Below are 18,537 nucleotides of genomic sequence, written 5' to 3'. Positions count from 1 at the left end.
TCATTGTGTTCCGATACCTCTGTGTCGAAGTACTAGACCTTGCTGCAACTAGGCAGGGTGCTTTGTGCTATAAAAGTAATAGCGCTTATGGCCGTGTGCATGGCCGTTTGATTGGAGCATGGAGGCGGATTCAGCGCCTGAAGCTGGGCGGATTATTGCCCGGCGACCTGGTCCATCAGGGCCGCAACATCTGCGCGCACAGGAATGCCGTCAATGGCTCCGCGTCGGGTCACCGACAGCGCCGCCGCGGCATTGGCCCATTGCATGGCGTTCGCGAGCGGCTCGCCGCGTGCCAGGGCCGCTGCCAGCGCACCGGTGAAGGTGTCGCCGGCGCCTATGGTGTCCAGCACGGCCATGCTGCGGCCGGCGAGGCCCGTCGGGGCATGCCCGCTTTGATACAGGCGACAGCCGGCGGCGCCCAGCGTCACCAGCACGGCGCGGGTACCGCCTGCTAGCAGGTGATTCGCAGCGGCGTCCACCGACCCTGAATGCGCCGCACCGGCGAGCTGATAGAGCTCGCTTTCGTTCGGCGTGAGAACGTCGACCAATGCCAGCAGTTCCTCTGGCAGCGGACGTGCCGGCGCTGGGTTCAGCAGGGTGATGGCCCCGGCCTCACGGGCGAGCCGGAAGGCCTGCAGCGTGGCTTCTACAGGCACTTCACAGGATGCCATGACAACGCGGCAGCCGTGCAGCAAGCGCTGGGCCGCCTGCACCTGCGGCGCTCCGAGTCCGGAACCTGCACCAGGGCACACCGCAATGCTGTTGTCGCCATCGTCATAGACCAGGATCTGGGCCACGCCGCTGCGCTCGCCGGCGGCGCGCTCCACATGGTCGGTGGCAATGCCTTCGGCCTGCCACAGCGCCATGCCCATGCGCCCGAAGTCGTCATCGCCAATGCGGGCGATGAGCGCCACGCGCGCGCCCTGACGGGCGGCCGCGACGGCCGCATTGCTGCCTTTGCCGCCCGGGCTGATGCTGAAAGCGCTGGCCATCAGCGTCTCGCCGCGGGCAATGGGCCGTGCCACGTGCGAAATCAGGTCGGCATTCCAGCTGGCCACGCAGACCACCTCGGCATTCACGTCGTCATTCATATCGCGGCATCCTTGGTGAAGCGCCAGATGTGAGGCGTGCCCGATGCCGCCAAGCGGACGCCGCGGAACCGGCTTTGCCGGGCCGCTGGAGTCGCCCCTTGAGGGGAGGTGCCGCAGGCGCTTCGGGGGAGAGTCATTTCGCTCCGTAGCCCATGGTTTGCGGCAGCCACAGCACAATTTGCGGAAAGCATGTCATGGCCAGCAGCAAGAGCAGCAGCATGATCAGGAATGGCCAGCCTTCTTTCATCATCTCGCCAATTGGGATGCCGGTCAGCGCCTTGGTCACGAACAGCAGCATACCGAAGGGCGGGTGAATCAGGCCGATCATCATGTTGAGCACCACCAGCACGCCAAAGTGCACCAGGTCCACGCCCAGCAGCTTGGCGGCGGGCAGCAGCATGGGCACAAACACCAGCAGCAGCACAGACACATCCAGAAAGCAGCCCAGCACCAGGAACATCACGTTGACCAGCAGCAAAAACTTGATCTGCGAGAGGTGCATGCTGTCAACCCACATGGCCATGGCCTGCGGCACGCCTTCAGCCGTGAATGCGTAATTCAGCATGAAGGAGCCGGCCAGGATCATGGTGATCACGGCGCTGCCGCGGGTGGACTCCATCACCACGCCCCAGAAGGTACGCCACGTCAGGGCGCGGTAGATCACGCCGGCCAGAATCAGCGCATGAAAAGCGGCCACTGCGGCGGCTTCCGTGGGGGTGAAAATTCCGGAGTAAATGCCGCCCAGCAGCACGATGGGCATGGACAGCGGCAGGGCGCCGCGAAACACAATGGCCGGCCATTCGCTCAGCGGGATTTTGTCCTCGCGCGGCATGTTGCGTTTGACGGCAATGAAGTGCACGACCACCATCATCAATATCGCCATCAGAAAGCCCGGCACCACGCCACCGAGAAACAGCGCGCCAACCGAGGCACCCGACACCAGTGCGTAAATCACCATGGGAATGGAAGGCGGAATGATGGGGCCCAGCGTGGCGCTGGCCACGACCACGGCACCCGCAAAGCCGCGTGTGTATTCCGGCTTTTTAAGCATCTGGCGAATGGTGACCAGGCCAGGCCCGGCCGCATCGGCAATGGCGCTGCCGCTCATGCCCGAGAACACCACGCTGACCAGAATATCCACCTGGGCCAGGCCACCGCGCACGCGCCCGACCAGAATGCGGCAGAAGTCAAAAATGCGCTCGCTCACGGTGCCGGCGTTCATGATGTTGGCCGCAAACACGAAGAGCGGAACGGCCAGCAGCACATAGCTGTTGTAAAGGCCATTGCCCACCTGCTCGGCCACCAGGCCGATGTCTTGCCCCTTGACCATCAGGTAGGCAATGCCGGAGGCCAGCATGGAAAAGCCGATGGGCATGCGCAGCAGCATGCCGCCCGCCAGCACGAGAACTAGAACGAGGATTCCGGATGTCATATGCGCAGCTCCGCTTCAAGACCAATACCCCGAATCGCGTTCCAGATGGCCCACGCAGAGCGAACAACCAGTGCCGCCAGCAGCAGCACAAAAGGCAAAAAGACCCACATGAAGGAAAGGCCCAGCACGGGCGTTCCTTCGCGGGCCATGAAATGGACATAGTCCCAGCTGGCCGGAATGCCGCAAAGCGCAAGGCCGCCAATCGTGAGGTTGCCGACGATCTGCATCACCTGCCGTGCACGCTGGCTGACGCTGTTCCAAAGCAGATCGAACACCACATGCTCACGCTCGGGAACGACGAACGCCGCCGCCCAGAGAATGACCCAGACATACAGGATCACGGCGGCTTCGTCGGTCCATGCCATCGGCTTGTTGAACCCGAACCGTGCCGTGACCTGGATCACAAACACGATAAACAGGGTCAGGAATAACCCGCCGCCGATCAGGTCGGCGGCTTTTTTTGGCCAGGTTTTCATGCTTTGACGGGGTGCTTACTTGGTGGCGTTGATGCGTTCAAGCAGGCCTTTGGGCCAGCTCTTGCCGTACTCGGAGTTCAGGTAAGTGGCCTGCACCGACTTGCGGAAGGCGTCCACATCGGGCGTGGTGACCTGCAGGCCCTGCTGCTTGAAGAAGTCAACCAGTTGCGCTTCTTCCTTGATGCGGTTCTCGTTGTTGAAGCTGGAGGCGGCCTGCGCAGCCGCCTTGACTTTCTGCTTTTGCGTTGCGTTCATGGCGTTGTACGCCTTGTTGGAGATCGCAATGAAGATGCCGTCCACCAGATGGCTGGTCAGCACGATCTGCTTGGTCACTTCATAGAACTTGGCGGCACGCACGGAAGGCAGGGGATTGTCCTGACCATCGATGGTGCCGGTCTTCAGGCCCAGGTAGACCTCGCCAAAAGCCAGGGGCGTGGCGGTGGCGCCCAGCGCTTCACCGAGGAACAGCCATTCCTTGGAGCCGGGCATGCGCAGCTTCACACCCTTGAGGTCGGCAGGGGTCTTGACATTGCGCGCCTCACGCAGGTTGACCTGCCGGGTGCCAAGGTACACGGTGGACAGCGGCGTCACATCCATTTTTTCAGACACCGTCTTGAACATCTCGGTGCCAATGGAGCCGTTGAACACCTTTTGCTGGTGGTCCGGGTCGCGCACGATATAGCCCGCAGTGAAGACCGAGAACTCGGGAATCAGCTTGGCAATGTCAAAGGCAGAGATCGAGGAGAGCTCCAGATTTCCGCGAGCCATGGCCGCCGGCTCGGTGCCCTGCTTGAACAGCGACGCGTTCAGGTTGATCTGTACGTCGAATTCGCCGGGCGCGCTTTTCTCCAGGTTGTCCTTGAAAACAGTCCACATCTTGGCATGCCAGTCGTCGGGAACGGCCGGCGTGGAGATGCGCAGCACCATCTTGTTTTGCGCCTGTGCCGCGGGCAGCAGGGCGCCCATCAGCATGACGGCGGAAGCGGTGGCCAGCAGGGTGCGGCGAATCAGGGAAGTTTTCATGGTGTCTCCTTTGTCGTTAAGTCGCTTGCAAACTCGTTGAATACGGATCAGGTATGCCTGATGCGGGTCAGTCGGATTTTGTATCAATACCGAAAGCCGTGATGCTCTTTTCGAGGGCCTTGAACTCGTCAGGCGTCAAGGCAACCAGTGGTGCACGCACGCGCAGCCAGGCTTGGTCGCCGCTCAACATGGCCATGATGCCCTTGAGCGCCGGCATCAGGGAGTAGCCCTCGAGCAGGCCGAGCAGCTTGATGATGCGGTCGCGCTCTGCAGGCGTGGTGGCTGCTTCCGGCTGGGTCACCAGGCGCTTGACCACCCGAGGCATGAAGTTGGCCAAGCCGCTGATGGCGCCCGTGCTGCCGCGCCGTCCCAGTTCCGGCAGGTCGGGCTCGAAGCCGACATACACCGTCAGGTCTTTCATGAAAGCCTCGGCCAGGCCCACGGAATGCGCCGTGCTGCAGGCGCTGTCCTTGATGCCCAGAATTGTATTGGGGTACATGTTTTTCAGCGTGGCAATCACGTGGTGCGACAGGCCGACGCCGGTGACTTGAGGGATGTGGTACAGGTAGAGCTTGAGCCTGTCATCGGCCAGCCCGTCAATCACGTACCGATAGCAGTCGATGATGCCCTGGTCCGACACGCCCTTGAGGAAGAAGGGCGGCAGCATCAAGCAGCCGTGCACACCGGCATTCACCGCATGGCGCGTGAGCTCCAGGGTTTCAGGCAGGGCTGCGCAGCTGGTGGAGACCATGATCTGAGCAGCAGGGATGCCGTTTTTAATCAGCTGGTCAATCGCTTCCTTGCGCTCGACCAGGGAAAACGAGGGCCCTTCGCCGGTGGTGCCAAAAGCGGTGACGCCTGGGCAGCCGCTGGCGATCAGCGACTTGCAATGGGCTGCAAATCTGGCGTGGTCAATGCTCAGGTCGGCATGCAGCGGTGTGAGCAGGGCGGGCCAGATGCCACGGAATGCCAGCGATTTGGTGGAAGTTTGGGGTTCGGTCATACAAGTTTCTCCAAAGACCACGGCATGTCCGGCCGCGGCAGTCCGAGTACGCGACGGTGCGCACTCTCGATGTGGTGGCTCAGGCGGTCGACCACGGCTTGCGGGTCGCGCCGCTTGAGGGCGTCTATAAACCAGAGGTGCTCTTCCATGGCGGGAATCAGCACCTCGGGTGAAAGGGTGGAGCCTTCGAGCTTGATGAGGCGCACGCGCAGGCTGTTGATGCGGTAGACCTCGGAAATCAGCTCGTTGCCCAGCGCGTCAATCATCAGGTCGTGCAGGCCCCAGTCCACTGCGGTGGCATCTTTGAGCAGGTCGTCGTCGATCGCCGTCTTGCGCGCTCGCCGCACGATGTCCAGGTGCGCCTGCTCGATGGCGGCCAGGTCGCGATCGGACACGGTGGTGACAAAGCGGCTCGCCGCCTCGCGCTCCAGCAGCCGGCGCAACTGGAAGGCGTTGTTGATCAGCTTCAAGTCGACATGGGCCACCTGCAGGCCGCGCTGCGGCACGGTCTTGAGCAGGCCTTCAGCCTCCAGGCGTGGAATCAGCTCGCGCACCGCGCCCAGTGGCATGCCGAGCAGCTGCATCAGCTCGCGCTGCGAGATGAACTGGCCGGGCCGGATGTTGGCGTCGACGATCTGCTGCTGAAAGCTCTCGTAGGCTTGCGCGCGCAGGCTGGTGGGAGCGGGGTGGGTCGTGCTATTCATGTCCCGCGCTTATTCGCTGTCGCTGGCGATAACGCCCTTGCGCAGCACGATGTTGCCGTACTTGCGTTGCTCGCCGGTTTGCAGGATCAAGAAGGCTGACCGCGCACGTTCGTAAAAATCAAAGCGCTCCAGCGATACCGCAGGACGCTCGCCTGCCTGGGCCAGCGCCGATGCAAACTCGGCCACCGGCTCGGGAATGGCGGTGGCGTTGCCGACCACCTGCATGGTCCAGGCGGCATCGGGCACAAAATCGTCCAGCGGGAGCAGCTGCAACACGGCCTTGAGGGCTTGCGGTGCGCTGGCGCCCGCGAGTTGCACCAGGCGGGCGCCGCTTTGCTGCGCCACGCGCGCCGCCGGAAAATTGGCATCGACAATCGCCACATCATCACCATGGCCCATGCTGGCCAGCGCGTGGATGGCGTCGGGTGTGAGCAGTGGCGGAATGTTTTTCAGCATGGAGTGGTGCAGGGAGGGGCTGGTTTTGCGTGAGTTGGGCGCTTGTTATTAATAAAGTGGTCGAACCACGGGATTTCCCCGTGTTCATGACTGACATGTTAGCTATAACATAGCTGAACTTTTATCAGGATTTACCCTGCCATGTCGTCTTTTTTCCCTCCCTGCGCCGCCAGCCGGCTACGCCTTGGCCTCGGCGGTGCGCCCCTGGGCAACCTGTTTACCGCCGTCACCGATGACGATGCCCGGGCGCTGGTCGACGCCGCCTGGGCCAGCGGCTGCCGCAGTTTTGATACCGCACCGCACTATGGGCACGGCCTGTCGGAGCGCCGGCTGGGCGACGCACTGCGCCGCCATTCGCGTGACGAATTTGTGTTGTCCAGCAAGGTGGGGCGTGTGCTGCTGCCGGATGCCGGCGCGCCGCGCGCCCAGCATGGCTATGTCGACATCCTTCCTTTCCGGCAGGCCTGGGACTTCAGCGCAGCGGGCACCCGACGCAGTGTGGAAGACAGTCTGCAGCGCCTCGGCCTGCCCCGGCTGGACGTGGCGTATGTGCATGACCCCGATGCCGCGACCCACGGCGCGCGTGCGCCAGAGGTGCTTCGGCAGGTCATTGACGAAACCCTGCCCGCCCTGCGCCAGCTCCAGCAGGAGGGCCTGGTACGCGCCATCGGCCTGGGCACCAACGACGTGGAGGTGGTGCTGCAGGTGCTGCGGGAGGCCAACCTGGATGTGTTGATGCTGGCCGGACGCTACAGCCTGCTGGACCACAGCGCGCTGCCCGAACTGCTGCCGCAATGCGTGGCGCGCGGCGTGCGCATTGCGCTGGGCGGCGTTTTCAACTCGGGCATTCTCGCCACAGGAACCCGTCGCGGCGCGCCGACGTTCAATTACGCGCCGGCCGCACGGGCGTGGTTGGAGCGCACGGCGCAGATCGAAGCGGTGTGCGAGGCCCACGGCGTGCCGCTGCGCGCAGCAGCGCTGCAATTTCCGCTGGGGCATCCCGCGGTGGAAATCGTGATGCTGGGCGCTCGGCAGGTTGCCGAGTGGGACGACGCGCTGGCCATGCTGCAGCACCGGATTCAGCCCGGCTTCTGGACGGCGCTGCGTGAGCAGGGCCTGCTACCCGCCGAGGCACCCACCCCATGAGCATCGACGCGCACTTTCATTGCTGGCAACTGGCCCGCGGCGATTACGGCTGGCTGAATCCCGCCCTGGCGCCGATCTACCGTGATGTGGCCGTGAGCGACTGGCAGGCCCAAGCCACCCCGCATGGTGTGACCGGCGGCGTGCTGGTGCAGGCCGCACCAACAGAAGCTGAAACGCATTTCCTGCTGGCGCAGGCCGATGCCCATCCGGCGGTGCTGGGCGTGGTGGGCTGGGTGGATTTGCTGGCTGCCGATGCGCCAGCCCGCATTGAGGCGCTGGCGCGGCATCCGCGCCTTAAAGGTTTGCGACCCATGCTGCAGGACATCGATGACGCCGAATGGATACTGCAGCCCGCGCTGGCACCCGCATTGCGTGCCATGTCGGATTGCGGCCTGGTGTTTGATGCTCTGGTCAAGTCGGCCCATCTGCCGCACATCCTCACGCTGGCCCTGCGCTACCCGGATTTGCGCCTGGTGATTGACCATGCGGCCAAGCCCGCCATTGCGGCGGGCGAGTGGCAGCCCTGGGCCGACGGCATCGCACACATCGCTGCTGAAACGCAGGCGATGTGCAAGCTTTCCGGGCTGATGACCGAGGCCGGCCCGTCACCTCTGCCCGGCACGGTGCGGCCTTGGGCTGCGCATGTGCTGGCTTGCTTCGGTGCCTCGCGGCTGGTATGGGGCAGCGACTGGCCGGTGCTCGAACTCGCCGGCAGCTACAGCCAGTGGCGAAGCGAAACACGGCAGCTCCTGGCCGGGTTGAGCGCGGAGGAGCAGGCCGCCATCCTGGGGGGAAACGCCAAACGGCTTTACCGGCTTTAAGGGCCGCAGGAAGCCCAGGTTCTTGCCCCTGCGTGCGCGCATACGACGCTCGGGTCGATAGCCGCTTATTGCCCCCGAACAAAACCCAACAGCGCATCACCCACTGAGTGGTCGTCGCTGTGAATCGAGTACGCCTCCGACATATGGCTGTGGGCTGCAAATTCGACAGAGCGGAAGCTTTTCCCCGCCTTGCGCAAACTGTCGCGAAGCAGTTCGCCCTGCTCCCGGAATGGCGGTGGATCAAGCTCCGCACTGCCTACCCACAAGGGCACAGGCGTGGCCCGCAAGCCCTCGAGCGAGGAGCGCTCGGCGTACTTGTCGGTATCGGTGCCAAAGTAGCGCGGATAGGTTGGGGATTGCGCCACCAGCTCGGGGGTGATGCGATAGACGCCCGACAGGAGCATTGCGCCGGCCAGGCCGGATCCCGGCACGCGATGAAACTCCGGCTTGGCGACATAGGCAGCGACGTGTGACGCACCCGCGGAATGGCCGAAAAGGAAGACGCGCGCCGGGTCGCCGCCTCGGTGAGCAATGTTCTCATGCACCCAGCGGATGGCTTGGCCGATGTCTTCGGCGCCCGCCGGCCAGGGGTTCTTTGGCGCCAGCCGGTAGGTCATGTTCACCCCCACCATCCCGTTGCGCAGGGCCCAGAGCATGACGTTGTCATAGAACGGACTGCCCGGGCCCGTGCGCCGATTGCCACCGACAAAGGAGCCGCCGTGCACGAACACAAGCACCGGCTTGGCGGCATTGGTGCCGACCGATGACCTGAAGACGTCCAGTAAATGACGCTCGTCCGGGCCGTAGGCGATGTCGCGTTCGACCAGCGTTTCCACATAGGGCTCCTTCGCAAGGCTGCGGGCCGCATACAGCTGGGCGGTCGCGGCCGGGTTCACCACCGGACCCATGGTTTTGAGCCTTTCGGCCAGGTCCGGCGGCACTTGGGCCGGTGCCAGACCGGCCGCGGCGGCAAGGGCCGTGGCCAGGGTAACTCTCGTGATGGCATACATGCGTTGGTCCTTTCGCTTTCGCAGCGGGGTTTGCAGGCATGCAGCAGCCCGACCCGCTGCATTCAGGGGGCTGCACAGTGAAGGGGCAGTTGTGACTGTCGGGCGACGTCAGCCGGGCTTGATGTGTGCGCGCTGAACCACGTCGCGCCAAATGGGGGTCTCGCTGCGGATCGCGTCCGCCATCGCTTCGGGTGAACCGGGCGCAACCACCCGGCCCGTGGATTCGAAGGCGTCGCGCAGCGCAGGCGACAGCACGGCGCGCGCCAAAGCGCCGTTCAGGCGCCGCACCAGGGCTGGTGCCATGTTCGGCGGCCCGACCATGCCCACCCACACGGTGCCTATGCCCGCCACCCCCTGTTCCGCGAACGTCGGGACGTCGGGCAGCGCCGGCACCCGGTGCGCGCCGCCGATGGCCAGCGGCCGCAGCTTGCCGGCTCGAATGTGCGGCAGCAACGGCATGACGCCTTCGAGCATCAGTTCCACCTCGCCGGCGAGCACGGCCGTGGTCGCAGCTGCTCCGCGATAAGGGATGTGCTGTACCTCGGCGCCCACCGTGGCCTTGATTTGCTCCATCGTCACATGCCCGGGTGAGCCGTTGCCCGGTGTCGCGTAGCGGTACCTGTCGGGGTGCGCCTTCAGCAGGTTGAGCAGTTCTTGCCAGGACTTCGCCGGCACGGCAGGATGCACGACCAGGACTTGAGGGCCGGTGAACAGGATTCCCAGATGCGTGAAGTCCCGTAGCGTGTCGTAGGGCAGCGTCGTGAACAGGCTAGGCGCGGCGGTCATCTGCACCGCATGAACCAAACTGAGCGTCAGGCCATCGGCAGGTGCCTGTCGCAGTGCGATAAGGGCCTGGATGCCACCGGCAGAAACCCGGTTGTCGATCACGACGGCCTGACCGGTTTGCTGCTCCAGGGCATCGCCGATCTGGCGGGCCGCGACATCCATCACCGTGCCCGGCGCCGCGCCGACCAGGATGCGCAGCGGCGGGGGCTTGCCAGTCTGTGCCTGGCACGGTGCCCACAGGCTGGCAAACGTGCCCGCGACGGCAACCATCGCCTGGCGGCGCGACTGCACTGGAGGTGTTCGGCAGGTATCCATGGTGGTACAGCAATGAGTATTAGCGCCACTGTAGGCACTGATGCCGCGCCTGTCGAGCCAACTTGGCGCAAACCGATCGTGAGATATTCTCAATAATCTGGTAAGCCCACGAAACAAGGAGTTTGCATGGACAAGAGCGGCCGACTTGAGATGCTGGTGCGGGTGGTGGATCAAGGCAGCCTCGTGGCCGCTGGCCGCAGTCTGGGCCTGACGTCTTCTGCCGTGAGTCGCGGCCTGGCCGACCTGGAGAAAACGCTGGGTGTCACATTGCTACACCGCAGCACGCGGCGCATCCAACTCACGGAAGACGGGGTACAGGTGTACGAGCGCGCGCTCGACATCCTGGCGCGCCTTCAGGAGTTGGAGTCAGCCGTTGCAAGCCGGACGCAGAGGGTCAGCGGCAAACTGCGGGTCGGCATGCCGGTACCCATTGGCCGCTATATCCTGTGGCCGCGGTTGGCACTGTTCCTGAGCCGGTACCCGGAGGTGCAACTGGACTGCAAACCGATCCAGGATCCCAAGGCCATGCAGACAGAAAACTTCGATGTGATGCTGATGGCCGGCGAGCCACCGCCGAGTCGCCTGGTTGCGCGGCACCTCGCACTCGGTCGGCCCGGCATTTACGCAGCACCTGAGTATCTGCGCCGGTTCGGGGAGCCCAAAGAACCTGCGGATCTCGCCGCGCATCGCTGCCTGGTCTTCCACGGGCCGTGGATGCAGGTTCCCGCCTACGAGTGGAGCTTCAGGCGCGACGGCGCCACCAGCACAGTACGCGTCACGCCGCGGGTCGTCACGCCAGACCGCGAAGGGCTGATTGTTGCCGCGATGGGTGGCGCAGGCGTCATTCGGATGGCCTGCTTCGACCCTGCTCTGATCGAGAGCGGCAGGTTGCGCCGCTTGCTGCCCGACTGGGAATGCACCGATGGCTTCAACGTCTATGCGCTGCACCGGCGAGGTGCAAGTGTTGCGCCGCGAATCAATGCCTTTCTCGACTTCGTGCGGGAGTCGTTCGAGGCTTTCGATCCTGACGAAGTAACGCTCTTGCGCGGCGACACCGGTGCAGCCCTAAAATCACGTCCTCATTTCATGGAGACACGACCGCGTGACTGAATCTTCAGCATCCTGCCTGCGCATCTGCCGGGCTGACTACACCAACCCTGTGCATGCCAGCGCACTGGTCCAGTTGCTGGATGCCTACGCGCAGGACGCGGCGGGTGGCGCCAAGCCGCTCAGCGACTATGCGAAAACCCACCTCGTGAAGGAATTGGCCGCGCGTCCCCAGGCGTTCAGCGTGCTGGCTTTTGATGACGACCAGCCCGTCGGCCTGATCAACTGCATCGAGGGGTTTTCCACCTTTGCCTGCCGCCCGTTGGTCAACATCCACGATGTGGCCGTGCTGCCCAGCCATCGCGGCCAGCGGGTGGGCGAGCGCATGCTGGCGCTGGTTGATCAGATTGCACGCGAACGCGGCGCCTGCAAGCTCACGCTGGAAGTCCTGCAGGGCAATCGCAGCGCCATCAGGCTGTATGAGCGCGTGGGCTTTGCCGGCTACCAGCTCGACCCGGCCATGGGGCAGGCGCAGTTTTTCCAGAAGTGGCTGGAATGATGGCCACCTGAGGCCATGGGCGTCCCTGAGGATTGATCAAGGGTGCTGCATTCAGTCCGGGTGGGATGGCACGCCGGTGGCGCCCAGCCATCGGCTGAGTAGCACACCCGCCACCGCCCCGGCGGCTTCAGCCATCGCAAAACCCGGCGCACTGGCGGGCGCAATGCCTGCAAAGCTGTCGGACAGCATGCGTCCCAGCACAGCGGCCGGATTGGCAAACGAGGTACTGGCGGTGAACCAGTAGGCCGCGCCTATGTAGCAGGCTACCAGCGCTGGCGCCTTGTGTGCAGGCGCGCGCAACACCACCAGGATCAGCCCGGCGGTGGCGACGGCTTCGGCCAGCCACTGGCCCCAGCCGCTGAACGCACCGGTGGCACTCCAGCCGCCGCGCAGCTTGCTGCTGAACTGCAGCAGGTTCATGTCGAACATGGCGTGCGCAGCCCAGGCGCCCACCATGGCTCCCAGCAACTGAGTCGCTATGAAAAGCATGGCGACTTGCGCCCGCCTTTCCTGGGGCAGCATGCCTCTTGACCATAAGACCAGGGTCACCAACGGGTTGAAATGGGCGCCGCTCACCGGGCCGAACACTTCAATCAGGACATAGAGCGCAAAGACGGTAGCGAGCGTGTTGGCCAGCAGCGCCACACCCATGTTGCCGGCGCTCAGGCGCTCGGCCATGATGCCCGAGCCAATCACGGCGCAGAGCAGGGCAGCCGTGCCCAGGAACTCCGCGAGCAGTTGGTGCTTGAGTTGAGGCCCGCGGGTTTTGGTGAGAACTTGAGGGGCCGGGTGGGACGGGGCGTGGCTCATGAGTGAGCCAGATCGCGTGCCTGGGTCTGCAGCATCAGCTTGTCGAGCCCGGCTGGCGGCAGATTGACCAGAAAATCCAGGCGGCGGCGAATCGCGTGCAGGGTGTTACGGAAGGCCTCAAGCTTTTGCGCCTCGGTGCCGTCGCCTTCAGACGGATCCGGATAACCCCAATGCGCGGTGGCGGGGTGACCCGGCCAGAACGGGCATGCCTCACCCGCCGCGTTATCGCAAACCGTGATGACCAGATCCATGTGCGGTGCATCCGGCTGGGCAAATTCATCCCAGCTTTTGCTGCGCAGGCCTTCCGTCGAAATGCCCGCGGCGCGCAGGACCTGCAGGCCCAGCGGATTGGGTTGCTGGTTTGCGCGCGGGCTGCTGCCCGCCGAATAGGCCTTGAACCGGCCCTTGCCGATGTGGTTCAGCGTGGCTTCCGCAAGAATGCTGCGGGCCGAGTTGTGGGTGCACAGGAAAAGGACATTGATGGGGACGTTGATGGGTTGCGGGATCATGTTTTTGATGTCTCTCAGCAGCAGGCTTTGGCGCCCTTGACCTGTTGCGGGATGTTGGAAAATTGCATGGTCGCTACATTATTTGTAGCGGATTGCGCACAACAGGATTGGGCGTCAGCCTCATTTGATGCGGGTTTTGATTCGCTGAACACTGGAATGCTGTCCAGCGTATGGAACTGCTCCCAGGCGATGCCTTGCGGGTCGGTCAGCCAGTATTTGTCGCTGCGGGCGTAGCAGCAGGTGGTGGGGCCTTCATTCAGCAGCGTCATGTCGGCGCGGGTGGCGCTGGCCTTGAGGGCTTCGAGTTCCTCGGGCCTGTCGACCTGGATGCCCAGATGGTCCACGCCGGGCGCGCTTCCACGCGTGGAGATGGCAAAGTTGACCGGCGGGTCGCTGAGCATCCACTTCGCATAGTCGGCTTCGGTGCGCGCGGGCTGCTGGTCGAACATGGCCGAATAAAAGGCGATGTTCTGCGCGAGGTCTTGCACGTGGACGTGGACATGGAAGCGTTTCATGGTGCTCTCCTGGGAGTGGTGATGTGTGGGGGTGTGGTGATGGTTAGCAGGCAGCGCAATCGGCCCGCGGGCCCACTTCGCAGGCGCCGCCTTCGCAGCAGTGCTCCGTCAGGTAGCCCAGCAGCGCGTTCATCTGGCTGAAGTTGGCGCGGTAGATCAGGTTGCGGCCGCGTGCTTCGCTGCTGACCAGGCCTGAATGCGACAGCTCCTTGAGGTGAAAGGACAGCGCGCTGGGCGCGACGCCCAGTTGTTCGGCCATGGCCCCCGGCGTCAACCCATCGGGGCCGGCCACGACGAGGGAGCGGAAAGCCCGCAGGCGCTGGGCCTGGGCCAGGGCGGCCAGCGCCTTGACGGCGGCGCTTTCATCGAGAGTGCCCGGTTCGGGGGGTTGCGTAAAAGATTCCATAGTTCAAATATAATTGAATTATTGAATCGAGGCAACCGCCTGCCTTATTGCCCCAACTTTTCTACTGCCAGTTTTCTACTACCAGGAGTGAAACGCATGCCGCCCGTCACGATTTACCACAACCCCCAATGCGGCACTTCGCGCAATGTGCTGGCGCTGATCCGCAATGCCGGCATCGAACCCGAAGTCATCGAGTACCTCAAAACGCCACCCACGCGGGACAAGCTGCGGGAGCTGGTCGCGCAGATGGCGGTGCCCGTCCGCGAGGTGATCCGGCAAAAGGAAGCCGCCTACAAGGACCTCGGCCTGGACGATCCCGCGCTGGGCGATGACGTGTTGATCGACGCCATGCTGGCCCACCCCACAGGTCGTCAATGAGCGGGGAGAGCGTGTTGCCGGGCGCTGAATCTTCTGTGGGGGTTGCGGACCTTCCCTATCGTCCTGGCTGACGGACCGCTACAGCGAGCGCAGAGAGAGCGCGGATGCGCTGGCCAAGCGGGTCAACCAGCACGCCCTTTAGCGAATGAAGCGTCAGGCGGCCTGCACCGGCGCATCGGCCTGCCTTTACCTTGCCGCGGCCGCATTGCGCTTGCGGGTGGCGGCGGCTTTTTTTGCGGAAGCTGAGCGTTCAGCGGCCGTGCGCGCCGCTGAAGCGGCGCCGCCCAGCCGCCCGCCCTTGCGTGACGGCGCATGGTTTTCAGCCTTGCCGCGCCCCGAGCCGGATTTCTTGCCTCCACCGGTTTCCATGTTCACGGTAGCCCAGGCGCGGCGTTCGGCTTCTTCCTTCCTGACGCCGCGGTTTTCGTAGCCTTCCTCAATGTGTTCAGCCTGGCGCTTTTGCTTGTCGCTGTAGGCCGATTTGTCGCCTCTTGGCATGTCGATTCTCCTTGGCTGCATAAGTCTTGATGCTGGGATCCTGAAATTACCGCTAGGGGCTCCGTCATGCTGCGCGCCGCGTTCCCAAGCAGAGGTCGGCCATTTCCTACGCCGTACGGCCCCCGCGGGCAGGGTATGCGGCGCCAAGCTATCTATTTGATAGCAAAGAAAAAATGTTTGCGCGCAGTTTTGCCGGCGCAAGGCGGCACCAAGGTGATTTTCTTGCACTGTCACACAACTGCCATCGAACTGACACGAACACGTCACCCCCGGCTTTCAGAATCACGCCATGACCAGCATGACGGAGCACGCGATGGGACGGTATTTGAACCACGCCGGTGAACAGGGCAAGCACGAGCAAGGCGCCGCCAGCGCCTTGAGCGCCGGCATCCATGACCTCAACCAGCAGTGCCTGCGCATCCTGCGCTGCACGGCCCAGGCTTTGGCCAACAGTCCTGGTGGTTTTCGCTTCAAGGCGGGCACCCGGCCCTGGCTCGAAGGGCTTTCGAATGCACGGCCAGTGCTGATTGCCAGTCTGGGGCGACGGAATAAAGCGGTGTCGCTGGCCGCCAGCGATTGAGAGTCAGAGCCCCTTTTTTGGGGCTTTTTTACAGCGCGCGTGATGTTGAGTCGTGGAGTCGCTGAAGTTGTTGACACAAGGAACCAAGGAGTTAGCCATGAAAGAACTGCCCAATCCCACCTTTGCATTGTCGCCCGTCGCAATGCCACGGGGGTCACTTCATCAAAGCGGTCATGCTGTCAGTCCAGCCCCTGTTCAAAGGGCTCCAGTGGGGAAAATCTCGGTCAGCTGGGCCCGGCACCAGGACGAGGTCCGGCAGGCGCAACGCCTGAGGTACCAGGTGTTTGCCCTCGAAATGGGCGCCACCCTGTCAAGGACCTTGCCTGGTCACGACATTGACCTGTTTGATGATTATTGTGAACACCTGCTGGTGCGTGACGAGGCCAGCGGCGACGTGATTGGCACCTACCGTGTGCTCACCCCGACCCAGGCCAAGCGCGTGGGCAGCACCTACAGCGACACCGAATTCGACCTGACCCGGCTGCGCTCCCTGCGCGAGCGCATGGTGGAACTCGGGCGCAGCTGCGTGCATGCCGACCACCGGCATGGCGGCGTGATCCTGGCACTCTGGGGCGCGCTGGCCGAATTCATGGCGCGCAATCAACTCGACACCATGATTGGTTGTGCCAGCATCCCGATGCAGCACAACGGTGTCTCCAGTGGGCATGCAGCAGCCAGTATCTGGCGCCAGGTGCGGCAAACCCACCTGGCCGCCATCGAATACCGCGTGACGCCGCGCCTGGCCTTGCCGGTGGAGCAGCTCGACGACTCTCTGGATGTAGAGCCACCGGCGCTGATCAAGGGTTACCTGCGCCTGGGTGCCAAGGTGCTCGGGGCGCCGGCTTGGGATCCGGACTTCAACTCGGCCGATCTGCCCATGATGATGCGCATCGCCGATTTGCCGCCGCGCTACCTGAAGCATTTTTCGGGCAAGCCCCTTCCTGCCAATTCCGCGGAGGCCTGATGCGGCACATGTTCGATGCCATCGGTTCATTTGCCAACGGGAATGTGCCGGGCGAAGACGACAGCGACGATGAGTCGTTGCGCAAGCGTTACCGCACGATTTTCATCTCCGACCTACATCTGGGCACGCCAGGCTGCCAGGCTGCCGCGCTGCTGGACTTCCTGAAAGCCCATCCCAGCGACAACCTGTACCTGGTGGGCGATATCGTTGACGGCTGGCAGCTGCGCCGCAAGTGGTACTGGCCGCAGTCCCACAACGACGTGGTGCAAAAGCTGCTGCGGCGCGCCCGCAAAGGTTGCCGCGTCATTTATGTGCCCGGCAACCATGATGAGTTTGCGCGTGAATTTATGGGCCACCAGTTTGGCGGCATCGAAGTGATGGAAGAAGCGGTGCACACCACGGCCGCCGGCTTGCAGTTGTGGGTTATCCACGGTGATTATTTCGATGCGGTCGTCCAATGCGCCAAATGGCTCGCCTACGTGGGCGACAACCTGTATGAATTCACGCTCAAACTTAACCGGCATCTCAACAGTCTGCGCGCCCGAATGGGTTTGCCCTACTGGTCGCTGTCGGCCTACTTGAAGCAAAAGGTCAAGAGCGCGCTGAACTATGTCACCGACTTTGAAGTGGCCGTGGCCAGCGAAGCGCGCCGCCGCGGCCACCAGGGCGTGGTGTGCGGCCATATTCATCGTGCCGAGATGCGCGACATCAACGGCGTCCTGTACTGTAATGACGGCGACTGGGTCGAAAGCCGCACGGCTTTGGTTGAAAATTTTGACGGCAGCCTGGAACTGGTGCATTGGGCTCCCGCCCATGAAACCCAGGGCCGTGGCCATGCCGTGCAGGCGGTGACCGCATGAAGATCGCCCTGATCACGGACGCCTGGCAGCCCCAGGTCAACGGAGTGGTGACCACGCTCGTGGAACTGATGCGCGAACTGGAGCAACTGGGGCACGTGGTCGAGGTGATTCACCCCGGTCTTTTCAAGACCCGGCCATGCCCAGGTTATGCGGGGATTGACCTGGCGGTCCGCCCTCGGCGCGGCCTGACTGAAAAACTCGATGCCTTTGAGCCTGACGCCATTCACGTCGCGACCGAGGGCCCGCTGGGCTGGGCGGCGCGCAGCTACTGCGGCAAACGCGGTTTGAAGTTCACGACAGCATTTCACACCAAGTTTCCTGAAATCCTCCATGCAGCGCTCAGGATCCCGCTGTCGTGGGGTTACGCGCTGTTTCGTTACTTTCACAAGCCGTCATCCGGCGTGATGGTGCCCACGCAAGGCGTGTTGCGCATGCTGGAGCAACGGGGTTTTTGCAATCTGCGGAGCTGGACGCACGGCGTGGACACCCAACTGTTTGCGTTCCAGCCCGTACCGCAGCTGTACCCGCCCATGGGCACGCTGGTTCGCCCGGTCTCGCTGTTCGTGGGGCGCTTGTCGTACGAGAAAAACATCGAGGCATTTTTAAAGTTGGACATTCCCGGCACCAAAGTCGTTTGCGGCGTGGGGCCGCTGGAAGTCGCGCTCAGGGAGCGCTATCCGCAGGTGCGATGGATGGGTGTGATGCCCCGCAACGAACTGGCCAAGGTGTACGCAGCGGCTGATGTATTTGTATTTCCCAGCAGATCGGAAACATTCGGCCTGGTGATGCTGGAGGCGATGGCGACAGGCACGCCTGTGGCGGCCTATCCGGTAGATGGCCCGCTGGAGGTGCTGGGTAAAGAAGAGGGAGAGGAGGGCGAAGGGGGAAGCTGTCACGGCGGTGCCATGAACACCGATTTGCAGCAAGCCTGCTACAGCGCGCTGGCGGTACCGCGGCATCAGGCCCGCAGGCGGGCATTCGACTTCAGTTGGGAGCAGGCTGCACACCTGTTTGAAAGCTATCTGGTGTTGGCTGCCAAAGGCAGTTCTTGCAAGCCGCTCAGCGGGGGCATAGCATCAGTTAAAAGTACTGTCACACCTTTGTCATCAAACCAGTAAACACTCGGAATTACCTTTGATTACAAAGAC

22 protein-coding genes and 1 pseudogene are annotated in these 18,537 nt (G+C 63.4%); 9 read left to right on the top strand and 14 right to left on the bottom strand.

Annotation, left to right across the window (positions count from 1 at the left end):
- Positions 1-152: 152 nt before the first annotated feature.
- The 7 genes from AC1DUR_RS00990 to AC1DUR_RS00960 form a co-directional block, all read right to left on the bottom strand.
- Positions 153-1,091: a ribokinase gene (locus AC1DUR_RS00990; RefSeq protein ID WP_477721083.1), complete on the bottom strand. Its 939-nt coding sequence runs from the start codon at positions 1,089-1,091 to the stop codon at positions 153-155.
- A gap of 133 nt (positions 1,092-1,224) precedes the next feature.
- Positions 1,225-2,523: a TRAP transporter large permease gene (locus tag AC1DUR_RS00985; protein WP_477721082.1), complete on the bottom strand. Its 1,299-nt coding sequence runs from the start codon at positions 2,521-2,523 to the stop codon at positions 1,225-1,227.
- Entirely contained in the window at positions 2,520-2,999 is a 480-nt protein-coding gene (locus AC1DUR_RS00980; protein WP_477716924.1) for a TRAP transporter small permease, read from the bottom strand. Before AC1DUR_RS00980 ends, AC1DUR_RS00985 begins: the two co-directional genes overlap by 4 nt.
- Before the next feature lie 15 nt (positions 3,000-3,014).
- A complete protein-coding gene (locus AC1DUR_RS00975; protein ID WP_477721081.1) occupies positions 3,015-4,022 on the bottom strand; it encodes a sialic acid TRAP transporter substrate-binding protein SiaP in 1,008 nt (335 codons plus the stop codon).
- Between the two features lie 67 nt (positions 4,023-4,089).
- Positions 4,090-5,025 carry a dihydrodipicolinate synthase family protein gene (locus AC1DUR_RS00970; protein WP_477721080.1) on the bottom strand — a complete coding sequence of 312 codons (936 nt, stop codon included), beginning with the start codon at positions 5,023-5,025 and terminating at the stop codon, positions 4,090-4,092.
- Positions 5,022-5,729, bottom strand: coding sequence for a GntR family transcriptional regulator (locus AC1DUR_RS00965; protein ID WP_477716921.1), 708 nt, complete (start codon positions 5,727-5,729; stop codon positions 5,022-5,024). The genes AC1DUR_RS00970 and AC1DUR_RS00965 overlap by 4 nt, the downstream gene beginning before the upstream one ends.
- A 9-nt stretch (positions 5,730-5,738) precedes the next feature.
- Complete coding sequence (locus AC1DUR_RS00960; RefSeq protein WP_477721079.1) at positions 5,739-6,185, bottom strand: RbsD/FucU family protein; 447 nt, start codon at positions 6,183-6,185, stop codon at positions 5,739-5,741.
- A 141-nt stretch (positions 6,186-6,326) separates the two neighbouring features.
- Here AC1DUR_RS00960 and AC1DUR_RS00955 point away from each other — a divergent pair, with 141 nt between their 5' ends.
- Both AC1DUR_RS00955 and AC1DUR_RS00950 read left to right on the top strand, forming a co-directional pair.
- Positions 6,327-7,331: an aldo/keto reductase gene (locus AC1DUR_RS00955; protein WP_477721078.1), complete on the top strand. Its 1,005-nt coding sequence runs from the start codon at positions 6,327-6,329 to the stop codon at positions 7,329-7,331.
- Positions 7,328-8,152 carry an amidohydrolase family protein gene (locus tag AC1DUR_RS00950; protein WP_477716918.1) on the top strand — a complete coding sequence of 275 codons (825 nt, stop codon included), beginning with the start codon at positions 7,328-7,330 and terminating at the stop codon, positions 8,150-8,152. The genes AC1DUR_RS00955 and AC1DUR_RS00950 overlap by 4 nt, the downstream gene beginning before the upstream one ends.
- Positions 8,153-8,217: 65 nt before the next feature.
- Here AC1DUR_RS00950 and AC1DUR_RS00945 read toward each other — a convergent pair whose 3' ends face one another.
- Entirely contained in the window at positions 8,218-9,162 is a 945-nt protein-coding gene (locus tag AC1DUR_RS00945; protein WP_477716917.1) for an alpha/beta hydrolase, read from the bottom strand.
- 108 nt (positions 9,163-9,270) lie between these two features.
- Positions 9,271-10,263 (bottom strand): Bug family tripartite tricarboxylate transporter substrate binding protein, encoded by a 993-nt coding sequence (locus AC1DUR_RS00940; RefSeq protein WP_477721077.1) that lies wholly within the window; start codon positions 10,261-10,263, stop codon positions 9,271-9,273.
- Positions 10,264-10,389: 126 nt separating this feature from the next.
- Between AC1DUR_RS00940 and AC1DUR_RS00935 the strand changes: the two genes are divergently transcribed.
- Positions 10,390-11,373: a LysR family transcriptional regulator gene (locus AC1DUR_RS00935; RefSeq protein WP_477716915.1), complete on the top strand. Its 984-nt coding sequence runs from the start codon at positions 10,390-10,392 to the stop codon at positions 11,371-11,373.
- Positions 11,366-11,869 (top strand): GNAT family N-acetyltransferase, encoded by a 504-nt coding sequence (locus AC1DUR_RS00930; RefSeq protein ID WP_477721076.1) that lies wholly within the window; start codon positions 11,366-11,368, stop codon positions 11,867-11,869. The genes AC1DUR_RS00935 and AC1DUR_RS00930 overlap by 8 nt, the downstream gene beginning before the upstream one ends.
- A gap of 51 nt (positions 11,870-11,920) precedes the next feature.
- Here AC1DUR_RS00930 and AC1DUR_RS00925 read toward each other — a convergent pair whose 3' ends face one another.
- Genes AC1DUR_RS00925 through AC1DUR_RS00910 form a run of 4 tightly spaced genes read right to left on the bottom strand, consistent with a single transcriptional unit; the run spans position 11,921 to position 14,109 of the window.
- A complete protein-coding gene (locus AC1DUR_RS00925; protein WP_477721075.1) occupies positions 11,921-12,679 on the bottom strand; it encodes an aquaporin in 759 nt (252 codons plus the stop codon).
- The gene (locus AC1DUR_RS00920; protein ID WP_477716912.1) at positions 12,676-13,188 is read right to left on the bottom strand and encodes an arsenate reductase ArsC; all 513 of its coding nucleotides are present in this window, start codon (positions 13,186-13,188) and stop codon (positions 12,676-12,678) included. The genes AC1DUR_RS00925 and AC1DUR_RS00920 overlap by 4 nt, the downstream gene beginning before the upstream one ends.
- A gap of 14 nt (positions 13,189-13,202) precedes the next feature.
- A complete protein-coding gene (locus AC1DUR_RS00915) occupies positions 13,203-13,703 on the bottom strand; it encodes an ArsI/CadI family heavy metal resistance metalloenzyme (RefSeq protein ID WP_477721074.1) in 501 nt (166 codons plus the stop codon).
- Between the two features lie 43 nt (positions 13,704-13,746).
- Complete coding sequence (locus tag AC1DUR_RS00910) at positions 13,747-14,109, bottom strand: ArsR/SmtB family transcription factor (protein WP_477716910.1); 363 nt, start codon at positions 14,107-14,109, stop codon at positions 13,747-13,749.
- Between the two features lie 96 nt (positions 14,110-14,205).
- On the opposite strand from AC1DUR_RS00910, the pseudogene arsC reads away from it, so the two are divergent.
- Positions 14,206-14,472 (top strand): annotated as a pseudogene (gene arsC / locus AC1DUR_RS00905) (arsenate reductase (glutaredoxin)); the annotation flags it as partial.
- A gap of 201 nt (positions 14,473-14,673) precedes the next feature.
- Here arsC and AC1DUR_RS00900 read toward each other — a convergent pair.
- On the bottom strand, positions 14,674-14,985 hold the full coding sequence (locus AC1DUR_RS00900) for a plasmid stabilization protein (protein WP_477716909.1): 312 nt from the start codon (positions 14,983-14,985) through the stop codon (positions 14,674-14,676).
- A 289-nt stretch (positions 14,986-15,274) separates the two neighbouring features.
- Between AC1DUR_RS00900 and AC1DUR_RS00895 the strand changes: the two genes are divergently transcribed.
- The 4 genes from AC1DUR_RS00895 to AC1DUR_RS00880 all read left to right on the top strand — a co-directional run bounded on the left by AC1DUR_RS00895 (position 15,275) and on the right by AC1DUR_RS00880 (position 18,507).
- On the top strand, positions 15,275-15,565 hold the full coding sequence (locus tag AC1DUR_RS00895; protein ID WP_477716908.1) for a hypothetical protein: 291 nt from the start codon (positions 15,275-15,277) through the stop codon (positions 15,563-15,565).
- A 97-nt stretch (positions 15,566-15,662) separates the two neighbouring features.
- Positions 15,663-16,529, top strand: a complete 867-nt coding sequence (locus tag AC1DUR_RS00890) for a GNAT family N-acetyltransferase (protein ID WP_477716907.1) — start codon at positions 15,663-15,665, stop codon at positions 16,527-16,529.
- Entirely contained in the window at positions 16,529-17,389 is an 861-nt protein-coding gene (locus AC1DUR_RS00885) for a UDP-2,3-diacylglucosamine diphosphatase (protein WP_477716906.1), read from the top strand. Before AC1DUR_RS00890 ends, AC1DUR_RS00885 begins: the two co-directional genes overlap by 1 nt.
- Positions 17,386-18,507 carry a glycosyltransferase family 4 protein gene (locus AC1DUR_RS00880; protein WP_477716905.1) on the top strand — a complete coding sequence of 374 codons (1,122 nt, stop codon included), beginning with the start codon at positions 17,386-17,388 and terminating at the stop codon, positions 18,505-18,507. Before AC1DUR_RS00885 ends, AC1DUR_RS00880 begins: the two co-directional genes overlap by 4 nt.
- Positions 18,508-18,537 lie beyond the last annotated feature (30 nt).

The sequence above is a fragment of the Polaromonas sp. P4_F4 genome (assembly GCF_056401355.1).
This window is presented reverse-complemented; position numbering and strand designations above follow the sequence as displayed.

Coding starts and splice junctions, on each gene's coding strand:
- AC1DUR_RS00990 (WP_477721083.1), bottom strand. CDS start 1,091: ATGAATGACGACGTGAATGCCGAGGTGGTCTGCGTGGCCAGCTGGAAT.
- AC1DUR_RS00985 (WP_477721082.1), bottom strand. CDS start 2,523: ATGACATCCGGAATCCTCGTTCTAGTTCTCGTGCTGGCGGGCGGCATG.
- AC1DUR_RS00980 (WP_477716924.1), bottom strand. CDS start 2,999: ATGAAAACCTGGCCAAAAAAAGCCGCCGACCTGATCGGCGGCGGGTTA.
- AC1DUR_RS00975 (WP_477721081.1), bottom strand. CDS start 4,022: ATGAAAACTTCCCTGATTCGCCGCACCCTGCTGGCCACCGCTTCCGCC.
- AC1DUR_RS00970 (WP_477721080.1), bottom strand. CDS start 5,025: ATGACCGAACCCCAAACTTCCACCAAATCGCTGGCATTCCGTGGCATC.
- AC1DUR_RS00965 (WP_477716921.1), bottom strand. CDS start 5,729: ATGAATAGCACGACCCACCCCGCTCCCACCAGCCTGCGCGCGCAAGCC.
- AC1DUR_RS00960 (WP_477721079.1), bottom strand. CDS start 6,185: ATGCTGAAAAACATTCCGCCACTGCTCACACCCGACGCCATCCACGCG.
- AC1DUR_RS00955 (WP_477721078.1), top strand. CDS start 6,327: ATGTCGTCTTTTTTCCCTCCCTGCGCCGCCAGCCGGCTACGCCTTGGC.
- AC1DUR_RS00950 (WP_477716918.1), top strand. CDS start 7,328: ATGAGCATCGACGCGCACTTTCATTGCTGGCAACTGGCCCGCGGCGAT.
- AC1DUR_RS00945 (WP_477716917.1), bottom strand. CDS start 9,162: ATGTATGCCATCACGAGAGTTACCCTGGCCACGGCCCTTGCCGCCGCG.
- AC1DUR_RS00940 (WP_477721077.1), bottom strand. CDS start 10,263: ATGGATACCTGCCGAACACCTCCAGTGCAGTCGCGCCGCCAGGCGATG.
- AC1DUR_RS00935 (WP_477716915.1), top strand. CDS start 10,390: ATGGACAAGAGCGGCCGACTTGAGATGCTGGTGCGGGTGGTGGATCAA.
- AC1DUR_RS00925 (WP_477721075.1), bottom strand. CDS start 12,679: ATGAGCCACGCCCCGTCCCACCCGGCCCCTCAAGTTCTCACCAAAACC.
- AC1DUR_RS00920 (WP_477716912.1), bottom strand. CDS start 13,188: ATGATCCCGCAACCCATCAACGTCCCCATCAATGTCCTTTTCCTGTGC.
- AC1DUR_RS00915 (WP_477721074.1), bottom strand. CDS start 13,703: ATGAAACGCTTCCATGTCCACGTCCACGTGCAAGACCTCGCGCAGAAC.
- AC1DUR_RS00910 (WP_477716910.1), bottom strand. CDS start 14,109: ATGGAATCTTTTACGCAACCCCCCGAACCGGGCACTCTCGATGAAAGC.
- AC1DUR_RS00900 (WP_477716909.1), bottom strand. CDS start 14,985: ATGCCAAGAGGCGACAAATCGGCCTACAGCGACAAGCAAAAGCGCCAG.
- AC1DUR_RS00895 (WP_477716908.1), top strand. CDS start 15,275: ATGACCAGCATGACGGAGCACGCGATGGGACGGTATTTGAACCACGCC.
- AC1DUR_RS00890 (WP_477716907.1), top strand. CDS start 15,663: ATGAAAGAACTGCCCAATCCCACCTTTGCATTGTCGCCCGTCGCAATG.
- AC1DUR_RS00885 (WP_477716906.1), top strand. CDS start 16,529: ATGCGGCACATGTTCGATGCCATCGGTTCATTTGCCAACGGGAATGTG.
- AC1DUR_RS00880 (WP_477716905.1), top strand. CDS start 17,386: ATGAAGATCGCCCTGATCACGGACGCCTGGCAGCCCCAGGTCAACGGA.